The 15,196-nt window shown below is 39.9% G+C and carries 16 protein-coding genes; 10 read left to right on the forward strand and 6 right to left on the reverse strand.

Translation table 11 applies throughout. The annotated features are described in order from the left end of the window. Window positions 1-21 precede the first annotated feature (21 nt). On the reverse strand, window positions 22-1,254 hold the full coding sequence (locus tag RMX98_RS28205; RefSeq protein WP_322681967.1) for a hypothetical protein: 1,233 nt from the start codon (window positions 1,252-1,254) through the stop codon (window positions 22-24). Window positions 1,255-1,313: 59 nt separating this feature from the next. After that, entirely contained in the window at window positions 1,314-2,567 is a 1,254-nt protein-coding gene (locus RMX98_RS28210) for an STM4015 family protein (RefSeq protein WP_322681968.1), read from the reverse strand. A gap of 295 nt (window positions 2,568-2,862) precedes the next feature. On the opposite strand from RMX98_RS28210, the gene RMX98_RS28215 reads away from it, so the two are divergent. From RMX98_RS28215 to RMX98_RS28250, 8 genes are all read left to right on the forward strand, one after another. Continuing rightward, window positions 2,863-3,075 (forward strand): DUF2997 domain-containing protein, encoded by a 213-nt coding sequence (locus tag RMX98_RS28215; RefSeq protein ID WP_109012984.1) that lies wholly within the window; start codon window positions 2,863-2,865, stop codon window positions 3,073-3,075. Window positions 3,076-3,086: 11 nt separating this feature from the next. Beyond that, window positions 3,087-3,746, forward strand: coding sequence for a hypothetical protein (locus RMX98_RS28220; protein ID WP_322681969.1), 660 nt, complete (start codon window positions 3,087-3,089; stop codon window positions 3,744-3,746). A gap of 100 nt (window positions 3,747-3,846) precedes the next feature. Further along, entirely contained in the window at window positions 3,847-5,406 is a 1,560-nt protein-coding gene (locus RMX98_RS28225) for an Hsp70 family protein (RefSeq protein WP_322681970.1), read from the forward strand. A gap of 58 nt (window positions 5,407-5,464) precedes the next feature. After that, a complete protein-coding gene (locus tag RMX98_RS28230; RefSeq protein ID WP_322681971.1) occupies window positions 5,465-6,661 on the forward strand; it encodes a WD40 repeat domain-containing protein in 1,197 nt (398 codons plus the stop codon). Between the two features lie 90 nt (window positions 6,662-6,751). Further along, window positions 6,752-7,354 carry a hypothetical protein gene (locus tag RMX98_RS28235; RefSeq protein ID WP_322681972.1) on the forward strand — a complete coding sequence of 201 codons (603 nt, stop codon included), beginning with the start codon at window positions 6,752-6,754 and terminating at the stop codon, window positions 7,352-7,354. A gap of 8 nt (window positions 7,355-7,362) precedes the next feature. Further along, window positions 7,363-8,148 (forward strand): GUN4 domain-containing protein, encoded by a 786-nt coding sequence (locus RMX98_RS28240; RefSeq protein WP_322681973.1) that lies wholly within the window; start codon window positions 7,363-7,365, stop codon window positions 8,146-8,148. Window positions 8,149-8,185: 37 nt separating this feature from the next. Continuing rightward, window positions 8,186-9,487 carry a WD40 repeat domain-containing protein gene (locus RMX98_RS28245; protein WP_322681974.1) on the forward strand — a complete coding sequence of 434 codons (1,302 nt, stop codon included), beginning with the start codon at window positions 8,186-8,188 and terminating at the stop codon, window positions 9,485-9,487. Window positions 9,488-9,566: 79 nt separating this feature from the next. Next, window positions 9,567-10,802 carry a WD40 repeat domain-containing protein gene (locus RMX98_RS28250; RefSeq protein WP_322681975.1) on the forward strand — a complete coding sequence of 412 codons (1,236 nt, stop codon included), beginning with the start codon at window positions 9,567-9,569 and terminating at the stop codon, window positions 10,800-10,802. Between the two features lie 61 nt (window positions 10,803-10,863). Here the strand turns inward: RMX98_RS28250 and RMX98_RS28255 are convergent, their stop codons facing one another. After that, window positions 10,864-11,238: a DUF1257 domain-containing protein gene (locus tag RMX98_RS28255; RefSeq protein WP_322681976.1), complete on the reverse strand. Its 375-nt coding sequence runs from the start codon at window positions 11,236-11,238 to the stop codon at window positions 10,864-10,866. Between the two features lie 75 nt (window positions 11,239-11,313). Beyond that, window positions 11,314-12,951 (reverse strand): AAA family ATPase, encoded by a 1,638-nt coding sequence (locus tag RMX98_RS28260; protein ID WP_322681977.1) that lies wholly within the window; start codon window positions 12,949-12,951, stop codon window positions 11,314-11,316. 373 nt (window positions 12,952-13,324) lie between these two features. Between RMX98_RS28260 and RMX98_RS28265 the strand changes: the two genes are divergently transcribed. Then, on the forward strand, window positions 13,325-13,486 hold the full coding sequence (locus RMX98_RS28265) for a hypothetical protein (RefSeq protein WP_322681978.1): 162 nt from the start codon (window positions 13,325-13,327) through the stop codon (window positions 13,484-13,486). 224 nt (window positions 13,487-13,710) lie between these two features. Then, the gene (locus RMX98_RS28270; protein ID WP_322681979.1) at window positions 13,711-13,920 is read left to right on the forward strand and encodes a hypothetical protein; all 210 of its coding nucleotides are present in this window, start codon (window positions 13,711-13,713) and stop codon (window positions 13,918-13,920) included. Here the strand turns inward: RMX98_RS28270 and RMX98_RS28275 are convergent. Together RMX98_RS28275 and RMX98_RS28280 are read right to left on the reverse strand one after the other, a co-directional pair. Beyond that, on the reverse strand, window positions 13,898-14,572 hold the full coding sequence (locus tag RMX98_RS28275; RefSeq protein ID WP_322681980.1) for a type 1 glutamine amidotransferase domain-containing protein: 675 nt from the start codon (window positions 14,570-14,572) through the stop codon (window positions 13,898-13,900). The two genes, RMX98_RS28270 and RMX98_RS28275, sit on opposite strands and share 23 nt — an antisense overlap. A gap of 45 nt (window positions 14,573-14,617) precedes the next feature. Continuing rightward, window positions 14,618-14,908 carry a putative quinol monooxygenase gene (locus RMX98_RS28280; RefSeq protein WP_322681981.1) on the reverse strand — a complete coding sequence of 97 codons (291 nt, stop codon included), beginning with the start codon at window positions 14,906-14,908 and terminating at the stop codon, window positions 14,618-14,620. Window positions 14,909-15,196: the final 288 nt, after the last annotated feature.

Here is a 15,196-nt window from a genome sequence, read left to right on the forward strand (position 1 = left end):
AATGGTAATTTTGGCTTTACTTTATTCCCAGACTGAGTAATAGCGATCGCTAAACTGAGAATCTGCAATTACTCGACATTTCAACTTAGAAAATTGCTCAATTGTATTGTTATGTAAACGATTTCCAGAAATCTTGAGAGTGTGTAGACAATTAACTGCTGGAGATTCTAATAAAACATCACAATTACTTATATTCCCATCTGTTAATTCAAGTATTCTCAAATTTTCCATAATTGGAGAATTAACGATAGCCTGAGCAACTTCACTCAGATTTCCACATTGTCTTATTGCTAAGTAGGCTAAGTTAGGAAAAGATTTACCTGAAAGTACAGAGGCTAAATTATCAATATTAATATTGCTTAAATTGCTTCTATTTAGCCATAATTCAAAGTATTCTAAAGACGGTAAATCTAAATTACAAACTTTCGCTAAATTCTCATCAGATATACCATCAGCATCAACAATCAGAGTTCTTAGACTCTCATGTTTCAAAGATTTGATCGGTATATTAGAATTATTTTGATGATTACGAACTTGTACTATCTTTAATTCAGGTTTTAAAATATCTTCCTTCACCATACACCCGCGTATGTGAAGTAACTCTAATTTAAGATAGGCTTTTAACAGGGGATGAATGCTACATACATTGATATTTGATTTTTGATATTTAATATTCATTAAATCGCAGCAATTCCCAATCAATAAAGCTTTCAAACTTGTCAGTAATTCCTGAGCATTAACCAGCGTATCAATGAAATCTTTAAAAGCGTTTTTAATATCTGGATCTCTGTAATATATTTCGCATTTGATTGCTTCTATAGACTTAGCTTTGGAGTCTTTAAGCAAATGCGATAGTCTATCTTTACTATGTACACAATATGCTCTACCTATCGGGTCATGTATCCTACCTTCATAATAAGCATTATGCCAATCTTGAAATGTAGTTAAAACTAACCAAGGATCGTAATCAAGTAATGCCTGTTTTCCTTTAATACCCGCTTTATGTAGTAAATCAACAGCACAATCATGTATTGGCTCTGAAGAGTCATATAACGCTTCAATAATCAAATCTACTCCTGCATCACCATATTTAAGCGCATCTTCAAGTGCTGCAAATATCACTTCATAATCTTCACTATTTAGACGATTTTTAACCCCTTCAATTCCGCCCAAAACTACGGCATAATTTGGATTTTGTGCTTTACCACCAAGTACTGCGTCAAATTCTCCGGGTTGATTTAGATTGTTACTCATCTGAGATTTCCTTGCATTCATTAATTTCGACTATTAGGCACGATCTACTTATTGATAAATTACTCGGCAACAGAACAATAGCGTCCATGTATGTAGCTATCTTCATCTTCTTTTTTCTGACTATTTGCCAAAACATGCACATCCAAACCAGATAATTTCTCAATCATTTCCTGAGACAAAAAGCTTTCTGAAACATTGAGAATGTCAAGATAATTGATAGCCTCACAATTCAGCAATTCTTCAGCACCCGCATCACTCAACGTTCCCATCGAAAGGTCAAGTACGCTGATAGAATTAATAATTGGAGAGGTCACAATAGCATTAGCTATTTCATCGGTAAATTGACTATTGCGTAACCCTAAATAAGTTAAGTTGGGAAACTTATCTTCAAAAAGAATCGGATGTATATCTTCAACCCAACAGTCTCCACCGTAATCTTCACTGCCAAACCATAATTCTAAATGTTCCAATGCTGGCAGATTCATATTACAAATGTGGGCAACAGTATCTCGACTTAAACCCCCAGTTTCTACAATTAAAGCTTTGAGGCGATTGTGTCGCACTGGTGGACTAAAATGTAAACCGTCGCCACCACGAACTTGTAAAATTTCCAGTTTAGGATAAGCTTGCAAAATCGGGCTAATATCACTTTGTTGAATCCAAGAAATTTCGCATTCATCATAAGCAATATCACCAATAAAAACAGCTTTGAGATTAGTTAAATATTTTTTGGCATCAACTAAAGTTTGAACAATATCACTTGAATCACGTTCATAAGCTTCTGCCCACAAACCAAAGATTAAAGCTTCTAATTTGTTAGCGTTGGGTTCTTGCAAAAGCCTACTAATTTGACTCGGTAAATCCTCTTCATTATCATACTCATATCTGAGCGCGTAAGCTTTGTTAACAGGTTCAACAATACCTATATTTTTCTCAAAATCTACAACTTGCCGATTAGCAAATTGACTAATGTCAGACTCTTGATACTTCTCAAATCTCTCTTCCAAGTTCCAAGGTTTATATGTTTGCAATGCTTGTATAACTTGCGGTTCTACTCTTTGTTTTAATAGTCGATAAGCAAAACGCCGCACTAATTTCGATTTATCTTGCAACGCTTGTCTCACTACATCCAACCCTGCATCACCATATTTCAAGGCTTCGCTAAGTGCAGCAATTCGCACATTAGCTACAGGATTTGATAAACAACGCTTAATTCCCTCAATTCCTCCAAGAACAACTCCATCTATAGGAGGCGGCGATTGTCCACCAAGTACAGCATCATAATCTCTGGGTTGATTTTGATTGTCAGTCATGTTGCTTTACCTTTCAAGTCTTAATTAGGGTTCCCAAAAACTTTATTACAAGCTTGCTCAAGTTGCGATCGCCCACAATTTGTAACAATTAACACACTCATAATCTTGATTCGTTTCTTTGAGGCTTGTGTAATCTCATCCAAAATAGTACATTTGTTTTAGTAAATTAGTAAAGCCCTTACACATTTATTTGTTTGTGCTAGTGACAGATGCTAATTGCGGTTAGCTGGCAAAAGTGATACAACGGAATAACTGCGTATTGCTTGAAAACCTTGAAAATATAGATATTTTACTTATGGCTGAGTATCAAAAAATTGAGTATCGCATCGGTAAAGATGGCAAAATTACGGAAACAGTGATTGGTGCTTCTGGCGCAAGTTGTACCAGCACAACATCTGGAATTGAAGATGCTTTGGGAGACGTAGAAACTCAAGAACTGCTTCCTGAATATTACGAGGGAGAAGAAAACGTCACAGGAACAGAACAACAGTCTCTCAAACAACAATAGGAGAGATACAGATGCTTGCAGACATCATCTCAGACATTGAGGGAGGCGGAATGTTTTCTCTGGAAAGTATTTTAGCGATCGCAATCGGATTTTTGGCGTTACTTTTGATTATTCCAGTAATTAACGCGGCGATCGCTTCTCAAGCAAACAAGCGAATTGATAAGTTAGGGTTGGCGCGATCGCAAATTAAATTACTAGAAGATGAACTCCAAACATCTCAACAAAAACACTTAGAATTAGAGCAAAAAATACAGCAACTTATTTCTGAAAAAGCCGCACTGCATCAAGAAGGTGTGCGACTCCATGAAGAGTTGCAACAGCAACGTCTACAACTAACGGAAGAATTTCGTACTTCCACATTTGAGCAATTGCAGACATTGTTGGCAAACTATCCCAGCATCCACCAAATGGTGAGTGTTAAACCAGAATTGCCCGTGAAAAATCTGCTTTCGATGTTTACTCCTCTAGATAATCTTCTCAGTAAATGGGGTTACGAACAGATAGGCAAACCTTGGGAACAAGTGCCTTATAATTCCCAACTTCATCAACCAGACAATGCTGATATTACCGAAGGTGAATTAGTTTACATTCGATTTATTGGCTATCAGCATCAAGGAAGAATTCTTTGCCCTGCTAAGGTTAGTCGGAGTTTGCCGGGAGGGGGGAGGTAGGGAGATGGGGGGATGGGGAGACGCGGGGACGCGGGGAATAACCAATGCCCAATGACTAATGACTAATGACTAATGACTAATGACTAATGACTAATAACTAATGACTACAGTAATAATTGATTTTGGTACTAGCAATACTGTTGTTTGTACGACAGATTTGATTACGCAAAAGCCGCGGACGTTGCGATTTGATTCGATGTCGCGGCGGTTTGAGGTTGGGGGCGAACAAGTTAGCGTGGTGCCGAGTTTTGTGTTTGTGGAAGGGCAAAATAGCATTTTGTTTGGTGAATCTGTACGTGCCAAACGCTTGGGGTTTGCCCAGCCTGAACGCTGTTTTCGTGCTTTCAAACGCGATTTAGCAGCAGATTTTGTGCCGCCTCCCCGACTTTTGGATGGTAATAGTTATAGTGCGGAGATTGTTTCAGAACTGTTTCTGTTAGAAATTTGGCAACAGGTTGAACAGCAATTGCAGCCAAGCCACGTTATCTTTACGGTTCCTGTAGGTGCATTTGAGCGATATCTTGACTGGTTCCGCAATTTAGCCGATAAGCTGAATATTCCCGCAGTACAAATTGTTGATGAATCAACAGCAGCCGCCCTTGGTTATGCCATTAAGCGTCCTGGTACTGTGGTTTTGGTAATCGATTTTGGTGGCGGAACGTTGGATTTAAGTTTAGTACGAACTGTCAGCGTCGCTTCCGAACAGCAAGCAGTACGCGCTGAAGTTCTAGCTAAATCTGATGCTTTTATTGGCGGTGTAGATATCGACAATTGGATTGTCGAACATTATCTGCAAAAAATCGGTTCCTCCCGCGCTGAAGTAGGAGAAATCGGTTTTATGAATTTATTGGAAGTAGCAGAAAGGGTAAAAATTCAACTTTCGACAACAGATGAGGCGAAAGAAGCTTGGTTTGATGATGAAAATTTTATGTCTCATGAATTGCAGTTACATCGGGACGAATTGAGCGAAATTTTAGAAAATCAACAATTATTAGAACAGTTAAGACAAGCAATAGATGAAGTATTAGCGATCGCCCTTTCCAAAGGTATCGCTAAATCTGCCATCGAACAGGTTTTATTAGTCGGCGGTACTTGTCAAATTCCCGCAATTCAACAACTAGTAATTTCCTATTTCGGCAAACAAAAAGTTAAATTAGATAAACCCTTTGAAGCTGTGGCACATGGCGCATTAGCATTAAGCGAAATGACAGCAGTTGATGATTACCTGCGCCACAGTTACGCGATTCGGCTTTGGGAACCCCACAGCAAAACTTATTCTTATTTTACTTTGATTGAAAAAGGAGCAAAGTATCCAGGGGCGCGTTCTGAAGCTTTAACTTTGCAAGTAGCCACCGAAGGACAGCGAGAAATTCGCCTTGATATTGGCGAAGTTGCAGAAGTTTCGCAAGCAGAAGTTTCTTACGATACTCAAGGCAGAATGACGAGTAGCCAGTTAATAAAACAAGATAGCTATCGTTCATTAGAAACTCATCATCAACAAGTATGTGTCGCCCATCTCGAACCGCCAGGACAAACAGGAGTAGACAGAATCCAAGCACAATTTGAAGTTAACGAACAACGGGTATTAGTAGTAACTGTAAAAGATTTATTGACGGGAAAAATGTTAGTGGAGAGAGGGGCGATCGCCAAACTCAAATAATCTTATCTCTGCGTCTTGGCGGTTCGTTTAAAAAATAATCGTAATTTGGTAAATTGCAATGGCAAAAAAACAAAATCAACCAAAACAATATGATGCCGTTTTAGGAACTCAAAATTCTGCCCCAGTTGGTAGTGTGATTTTAGGGGGACTGGAAGGTGTCAAAAGCCGCTTGAAAAGTGTAGATATAGAAGCGCAAACTGCCGCACTAAAAGAGGCATTAAATTATGGAGAAGCAGGTTTAGACTTAGTAATTCAGGCTTGGCAATATGAATCAGGAAAATTAAAGTGGGCTGCTTATTCGTTACTTCGCCACCGAGAAGAAGCAATAGTCAAACAGTCGTTACAAGAGTATAATCACTGGTTAAAAATCACTTGCCTCCGCACTTTACAGCAGAAGATACTGGTCACAGCTGTTGCCATTAGTCCAGATGGGAAAACTCTTCTCAGTTCTGGAAGAGGCATCACTGCTTGGGATCTGCATACCGGACAACTCCAAGCTTTTTCTATAAATAATTTTGACGTTAATTCTTTAGTTATTAGCCAAGATGGAAAAACTTTAGTTAGTAGAGGAGGAACTTATGACGGTGACCATAAAATCAAAATCTGGGATTTCCCAAGTGGAAAGCGTAAACAAACTTTAGAAGAATTTACTTACAGAGTTTTTTCTCTAGTTATTAGTCCAGATGGAAAGACGCTTGCCTGCGGTAGTGAGAATAGCGGAATTAATGTTTGGGATTTGCAAACAGAACAAATTATACGTACTATGAATGGACATTCACACTACTTAGTTCAAACGTTAGCTATTAGTGGAGATGGAAAAACTCTTGTTAGTGGTAGTAATGACGCAACTATCAAAGTGTGGAATTTTGAAACTGGAGAACTTATACACACTTTTAAAAAACATTCAAATGGTGTGGAGTCTGTAGCTATTAGCCCAGACAGCCAGACAATTGTTAGTGGCAGTAAAGACAAAACAATTAAAGTATGGAATTTACAGACAAAACAGCTTCAATTCACACTTGAAGGACATTCTGGGTGGGTTTATTGTGTAGTTATCAGCCCAGACGGAAGCACTCTTATTAGTTGTGGTAGAGACAAAACTATCAGAATTTGGGACTTGCAAACTGGGGAATGCCTACGCATTCTCAAAGAACATACTGATTGGGTTTATTGTGTAGCTATCAGTCCAGATGGAAAAACTCTTGTTAGCAGCAGTAGAGATAAAACTATCAAAATCTGGGGTATTAAGTCCTAGAAAAAGCGAGTCGAGTCAAAAATTAGGGATGCGATCGCCTAACGCAAGTGATTGGGAATACTAAGTAGTAGGCTCAACATTAAAAACCTGATGAAAGAAAATACCAATCGCCCAAGAGTTTATGATGCTGTTCTTGGCGGTCAAGAAAAAGCGCCTCCTGGTGCTTTAGTCTTAGGAGGACTAGAAGGTGTTAAAAGACGCTTGGCAAATCCGCTAATTGAACAAAGAATCGCAGCACTAGAAGAAGCACTCAAGTATGGCGAAGCAGGTTTGGAATTGGTAATCTGGGCGTTAGACGATAAATTATGGAAAGTACGCCAAGCAGCTTATTCACTACTAGCTTCTCGACCAGAACCTATAGTACAAGAAATACTTCAGGACTATAGTCATAAAATTGACAGATATGATGCTTTCGTAGCGATGGCGCGTGCTGGCGGAGTGTCCGATATCGATACACTAATGGAGAATCTAGAAAATGAGCGCACTAGCGCCACCTACAAGTTAGTTGACTTTACACTGGGCTTAGTTAATACTTCTCAAAGTGAAGACCGAATTCGACATTACCTGTTCAACGGCACGCAGATACAACGTAATTATGCAGCACTTTATTTTAAACGACGCGGAGCAAAAAATATTTTAAAAGAAGCAGTAAAACAGGGCTGTATTGATAAATTGCAAGCCTTTTCTAAATAAAAATCACAATGTCAGAAAATCTCAATCAACCAAGAGAATATGATGCTGTGCTTGGCGGACAAGTACCACCTCCTGTTGATGGCGTAGTTTTAGGAGGTCTGGAAGGTGTAAAACGACGTTTAGCGGCGACATCTCCAGAACAACAAATTCTTGCCGTTGCAGAAGCCCTAAAGTATGGCGAAGCCGGCATCAAGTTGGTGTTTGAGATTGTAAATACTGACTCGGAAAAGTTGCAATCTACAATATCGTCACTCCTGGGACAACAAGCATTAGCAAAAGTGCAGTCCCATCTAGACAAGGAAATACCATTAATCTCTGCGGTTGATTTCAACTACAGTCGTTTGCAAAATTTACTCGCTTCCGGAAACTGGAAAGATGCAGACCAAGAGACTGCTAGTATAATGTTGCGGGTATGCGATCGCCAACCACAAAGATTTTTAGATCCATCAGATATCGAAAAATTCCCTTGTGCAGACTTAAGCACCATTGAAACTCTCTGGCAAAAATATAGCAACGGACGCTTTGGCTTTGTTGTCCAAACCCATATCTGGCAAATCGTTGGCGGTACATCAAATCCCGACTGGGAAGCATGGTGTCGGTTTGGTAAAGGTGTGGGATGGTTTTCTCAAGGTGGTTGGTGCTATTGGAATGACTTGAAATTCAACTTGAGTGCGCCGGTGGGAAACTTACCCCGTGGCGGTGCATTTATTGGTTGGGGGTTAGGCGACTTTTGGACAGGTTGCAGAACCCTGTCTGCGCTTGCAGAGAAATTAGCCAACTGCAAAATCGCTTGAATTTGGGAACACTGGTATTAGCCATAGGTAAAAAGCGATGCCAGAAAATACTAATCAACCAAGAGAATATGATGCTGTGCTTGGCGGGCAAGTACCACCGCCAAAAGATGGCGTAGTTTTAGGCGGATTGTCAGGTGCAAAACAGCGTTTCGCTAGCAGTGATGAAAATTATCGTCTGTTAGCGCTTTCGCAACTCATTCACCATAGACAAGAAGGATGGGATTTAGTAATTCAGGGTTTAAAAGATCCATCGCAACGGGTACAGTTAGCAGCATATAAATTATTGCGAGATATTCCAGAATTAAAAGTAAGGCAGGCAATATTAGAGTTTAATCCCTATCGTTTTTTTGAGTGTGTTTATACAATTGAACTTAATAGGAATGATGCTGCGATCGCCATTCATCCCGATGGCAAAACCCTAGTCTGTTGCGATGCTGGCGGTAGTTCTTTTGAAGAACCTCAAAGAGATGGCAGTATCTTTGGGGGGACTTATATAGACTTTAAAAAGTGGGATTTGAAGACAGGAAAAAGTCTTCGCACCATCACTAAAATATTTGGTACGAGAGTAAAAGACTACCCAAAGCATTTAACTTTTAGCTCTGATGCTCAAACTTTAGCAATAGGTGGTTCTCAGCATGACAGTACTATTAGAACTGAAATCTGGAATTTCAATACTGAGCAATTAAGTCATGTTATTAGCGGACAACCATTGTGGGAGTCTGGAACTCGAAGGCGTAATACTCTTACAGCTATTGCTCTCAGTTCTGATGGCAAAATTTTAGCTAGCGGTAATGAAGCTGGTAATATTCTCGTTTGGGATTTGGAAACACAACAAAATATTTACACTATCAAAGGACACTCAAAAAATATAACTTCCCTTGCGATCAATATAGATGCAAAAATTTTAGCAAGTGCTAGTTTAGATGAGACTATTAAACTATGGAATTTAATAACGGGAAGTGAGATTTATACCTTAGTAGGGCATGAGTCTATAAATGGACATCCTTATGGCGTTATCTCATTAGCAATTAGTCCCAATGGACAAACTTTAATAACTGGCGATAATCATTTGCCAACACGCATTAGAATATGGGATTTGAGAAGTGGTAAAGAAGTTCATACTTTATTTCCTAATAGTGGTCATTTAAGCTTTTTTACTTTCGATTCTGATGGAAAAATATTTATTAATTGTGGTGGTGATGTTGATATCTGGAATTTGAAGACACAAGAACGACTTGCTAAACTTTCTTCTTATGGAACAAGTGTTGCTATTAGCCCAGATGCACAGACTATTGTTACCTATATTAGAAAATTAATTCAAGTATGGCGAGTTCCATAGAATAAGATATAGCGTATTCTAAATAAATGCGATCGCATTTCCTAAATTGGACACACTGATATTAGCGTAGAAGAAGAAAATGATACCAGATAATCCCAATCAACCGCGAGAATATGATGCTGTACTTGGAGGACAAGCACCACCTCCTGTAGATGGGTTAGTTCTTGGCGGAATCGAAGGCGTTAAGCGTCGTCTTTTAAGTGATAATATAGAAGCAAAAATGGCTGCGATCGCTGATGCAATTAACTATGGTGATGCAGGCTTAGAGTTAGTCATTCAAAGTTTGCAGAATGAATCATTACATTTACAAATATTAGCATATAGTTTATTACATCAAAGGAAAAAACTTAGTGTTGAACAAATTATTACAGTTTTAAATCTATACCATTATAAATTTTTTGAATGTTTAACTACTTTAAGCGGACATACATCTGATGTATATGGAATAGCATTTAGTCCCGATGGAAAAACTATTGCTAGTGGAAGTCATGATAAAACTATCAAATTGTGGAATATTCAAACCAGCCAATTAATTTGTACATTAGCCGAAGATTTATCATGTCCTTACGCACTTGCATTCAGCCCAGATGGCAAGTCTTTGTATAGCAATAATTGGAATGCAATAAAAATTTGGGATTTAGAAAATCAGCAAGAACTTCCTGGGCTTAAAGGACATTCTTATGCTGTTTTATCCCTGGCTGTAGCTCCTGATGGAACTCTGATTAGTGGTAGCCAAGATAAATATATTCATGTTTTTAAAAAGCCACGTTCGGGAAAATACTATTGTTTGGGAGGGCATCCTTGTCATGTTTGGGGAATAAATAGTGTTAACATCGCTCTTAGTATTGATGGGGAAACTTTGATTAGCGGTAGTTCTGTTGATAGGGATATCAAAATTTGGGATTGGAAGCAAGGACAACAAATAACAACACTAGGTAAAGAAACTTTGGGTTTAAATAATTATGTACCAGGACTCTCTTGTGTTGCTATTAGTCCAGATGGAACAATTGCCATTGCTGGAGGAGAAAATCAAGTTGATGTTTGGGATATAAAAAAAAGCGAGAAAGTTTATACACTCACTCTGGAAGCAGATAATGATATTCAGTCAATATGTGTTAGCAAAGATGGTCAAGCTTTCTTTGGTGGTTTAAAGAATGGCATTATTAGAATTTGGAATTTGCTTACAGGTGAGGCAATTCATGATTTAGAAGGACATTTAGGTATTGTTTGGTGTATAGCTTTGAGTCCTGATGGTAAAACTCTCGTTAGCGGAAGCATCGATAGAACTATCAAAATTTGGGGTATACCAGAGTAATACTAATTACGAATTAGTATTAAATATCTAGGACGGGCAAGATGCCCATCCTACAAAGTTTTTACACCCAACGTCCTACAACTACTCGGACGGTTCCATCTGCTAATACTTCTTCATCCTCAACATTAAAACCTTGTTCTTGCACTGTTGCCATCAAGGTTTTATGAGCATATTTTTGGCTGATGGAATTAACAAATTGTTGTTGATTAATTTTTGCTCCCCAAAAATCTGCAACTATTTCGTAATCTTCACCACTGCGGCGAAAACCCAAGTCATAACCGTTTTTTTGGCGAATTACATACTCGGCTTGAGTTGTATCGCCTCGATATCCGCGTACATTGGTGTTAGACTCCACTTGATAACCTAATTCTTGCAACACTTCATGAAGAATGTCACCGCGTTTGATTTGAACTTTAATAGTTGTGAAATGAGACATGATATCAATTTTGGATTTTAGATTTTGGATTTTGGATTAAAAAACGAGGGGCAGAAAACACATAGTTTTTCTATTTTAATCAACTTCTAAAGGGCCTATTCCTTGTTGGGTTGAGTAGTGCTTTAATTCCTCCACTAACTGAACATCATTGGAAGCTGGCCTTGCCCCTGCTTCTGCTGCCCATTGCTTTAAGGCTTCAATTTGATTGCGGGCGATCGCAGCTAGTGGTACTGTCTGGGCTACAGCCTGTAAAATATCTTCTGTATTGAAGTCTCGTCGCTGTCCCTCCACTCTTGTAGAAAATGCTTGGTGCATGGCATCAATAATTACTTGTTCAATTTCCGCACCGCTAAAGTTCGCAGTTTGTTTGGCTAACACAGCTAAATTAAATTCTCGCAGGCGGTTGGGGCGTAACCTTTGCAAATGCACTTTAAAAATCTCTTGGCGTTCGGCTGGTGTAGGTAAATTCAAAAAGAAAATCTCATCAAATCGTCCTTTGCGTAACAACTCGGCTGGTAATATTTGCACATTATTGGCAGTGGCGACAATAAATACAGGGCTGGTTTTCTCCTGCATCCAAGTAATTAAACTGCCAAAAACCCGGCGCGATGTCCCAGAATCGCCATCAATGCCACTGGTAATATTGCCAAAGGCTTTGTCAATTTCATCAATCCACAAAACGCAAGGGGCCATTGCTTCGGTTAGCTGAATCATTTGGCGGACGCGGCTTTCGCTTTCACCAACAATCCCGCCAAATAAACGCCCGGAATCCAATCTCAGTAAAGGTAAGCGCCATTCATGGGCAATAGTTTTAGCAGAGAGAGATTTACCCGTTCCCTGTATCCCTACCAAAAGCATACCTTTGGGATTAGGAATACCGTAGCGTCTGGCTTCTTCGGTAAAAGCATCTTGGCGCATCAATACCCATTGTTTGAGTTGATCTAATCCCCCGACGCGTTTGAGCGATTCTTGCGGTGTGAAAAACTCTAAAATCCCAGTTTGGCGAACTGCTTGCTTTTTTTCTTCTAATACGCCATCGATGTCAGATTCGTTTACCTGCTGTTTGGCAGCTAAAGCTTTTGCCAAAACTCTAGAAATACGAGTGCGACTTAAACCTTGGCAGGCTTTGACTAGCTGTTCCCGCGCCAAACCGGAAACATTTAATTTGTCTGGTACTACTAACTGCTGAATTAAATAATCGATTTCGCCAACGCTAGGTAAGGGAAAATCAACCACTGTTACCTCTTGCAGTAACTCGTCGGGAAGTTCTAAAGTATGACTGGTAGTAACGATCATTTTACGCGATCGCTTTAACTCCCGCGTCAAGTTTCGCAACTCCCGCACAATTGGGGCATTCTTCTCCGTAGTCGGATTTTTCACAAATGGATGCAAATCCCGCAGTACAAACATCGCAGGTATTTGGGCATCAGCTTTGCCAATTCGCCCTAACGCCGCCATCACCGAACCTTTATCTGCACCATTATCACTCCAACCCCGGACAATATCCCAAAATAAAAGCTGTCGTTTGGGCACAGAACGCAATGCAACTTGCTGCAACACTTCTTCTACAGGTTCTTCTTCAACGGAAATCACATACAGTAAGGGATACCGTGCCCGAATCATCAAATCAAGTTGCTCTACTAAGGGGGCGTATTGCTGATTCTCGCTGTTATGAGTTGCATCTCCTTTTCCATATTGATGAAAATTGCTCATTTCTCTTGAAAATGGGTATAAGGATATAGGAAAAAGAGTTTTTAGCGTTGTTTAAAACTCTTATCTTTGCGCTTTTGCGCCATTTAAAATGGTGAACCAACGCGGAGGGAGGGTTTCCCTCCGCAAACGACTGGTGTTAGCGTAGCGTTAGCGACGCAGGAGCGTCACCCGAAGGGTATGTTTATTTCTGCCGTGCTGTACTAGTAATCAACTAGTCTTAATTAATACTATATTATTTCCAACGATACTAGTATTAATTCATCAAAAAAATATAAAAATTAAGGACTTCCAGTAATCAACAGTCTGTACCAGCGTAAAAAGGCTGGCGATCGCTTTTCTTTTCCTAAATTAATATTTCGGACAAGTCTTATGGATGAGTGCTACTCTTGACCCAAAATCACTCTTAACAGTAAACTATCGCCCTGATTTGAGTAAATTTCACACTTTAACAGAGGAAGATAAATCTCATCCAGTATTAAAACTGAGAATAGAAGCTAAAAAGCCATTATTTAAAGCAAATAACAATACTAACTAGTGATGGTAAAGCCTATGCTAAAGCCTTGGCTCAGGAAGTAATAGTGCAGAGAAAACTTCTCGGTAAACTTCGAATCTGGGTCTGACAAAGATAAGCCCAGGGCATTTAGCGATCGCTAATTACAGCAAGGTAATTATTTTTCTGAAACGCCATCTCCCAGGTTTGGTTTCATGGATCGTATCCAGGTTCAAAATTAAAGTTTCTTATAAGATTTAAGGATACGTGTGGAAATTTTCAACCCATTAATTTTGCTGACACTTGCTATTGCTACTGCGGAAATAGCGATCGCTTTTGCCGTTTTCATTATTTTGGCGATTATCTATCGACGCGACGCAGCCAAAGTTAAACATAATTTGCTCAAGTTACCTATCTTAATTGGCATTGGGTTAATTTTAATTGGGATGCTCCCCGTCAAGCAGACTCCAAGAGCGTAATCATCTTCTCTGCGACACCTTTGGCAGAAGCAGGATTCTGTCCGGTGACGAGATTTCCATCGGCAATGCTGAATGCCTGCCAGGGTTCTGTCTTGTGGAAGAGTGCACCTTGTTTAGTGAGCGCCGTTTCCAACTCGAAAGGCACATCAGCTTTTGCGTAGTTTTCTTCCTCGTCGTTCGTAAATGAACTGATATTCTTCCCAGCAAGAAGGAGAGTTTCGTTGTTGAGCTTGACGTTCAGCAACGAAACTGGACCGTGACAAACAGCCCCAACAACAGCACCTCGTTCGTATGTCTCTTTCACAACCTTTTTGAGAAGCGGATGCTCAGGCATATCGACCATCGGTGCCAAACCGCCAGGCACAAAGATGGCATCGTACTGGCTGACATCCACGTCTGAGAGCTTTTTCGCTTTCTGCATTGAGGCCCACCCTGTTCCTACCAAGAAGGCTAGGTTGTCAGGGTCATCAGCAAGATTGAGCGCATCCAGAAACGGCGTATCTCCGGTGAGACTTGCGAAATCAATTTGGTATTTTGCTCTGTCGAATTCAGCATAAGGATGTGCAACTTCTGGCAGGAAATTTCCCGTCCTTCGGTTGTTCGGACCAATAGCGCACGCGTTCGATACGATAATGAGAATCTTCTTTGACATAACTTCTCCTTAGTACGGTTGTTTGGTTCGATTCGGGACAGAGATTTAAACAAGCTTCTTCACCAATATCACCTCGCGGCCTTCAAGATGGGGGATGATCTCTTCTGCGACGATTCTTTTATAGTGTTCCGATCGTCTGTGAGATTCTACAGCAACGGTGTCGGTGTAGTGTTCGCAAAGAATGAGTTCGCAAGGATCGCTTTCCGACTGATAAATTGTGTAGGAAATGTTGCCTTCCTCCGATTTGGTCTTCTCGGCCAGCTCCGGTAGCAATTTCAGTATCCGGGACGTTTCCGACTCCTTAATTCTCCATTTCACGATAACGATCTTTTCCATGTGCTTACGGCTCCCTTACAAGACAAGGGTACTAACATCCCAGTAGCTTGCGAAACAGTTGTCGTGCCGTCTGTGAATGCTTAACTGCGATTAAGATGTTCGGCCTTTTCTCGCTGGATAATTGGGTATTATACCGAATTTTTCCGTATAACCACCTTTTACTGAAGGATTATAAAGAATTTTTCCGTATATCCCTTGGTGTTATCAAGAATTTTCCGTATAACATCCTAAGGGACTTCCAAATAAAAAAATAATCAATCGCTTTGGAAAGACTTGGGAGAGGGGGGA

Source organism: Nostoc sp. DedQUE02 (genome assembly GCF_034531035.1).
Taxonomy (GTDB): Bacteria; Cyanobacteriota; Cyanobacteriia; order Cyanobacteriales; family Nostocaceae; genus Nostoc.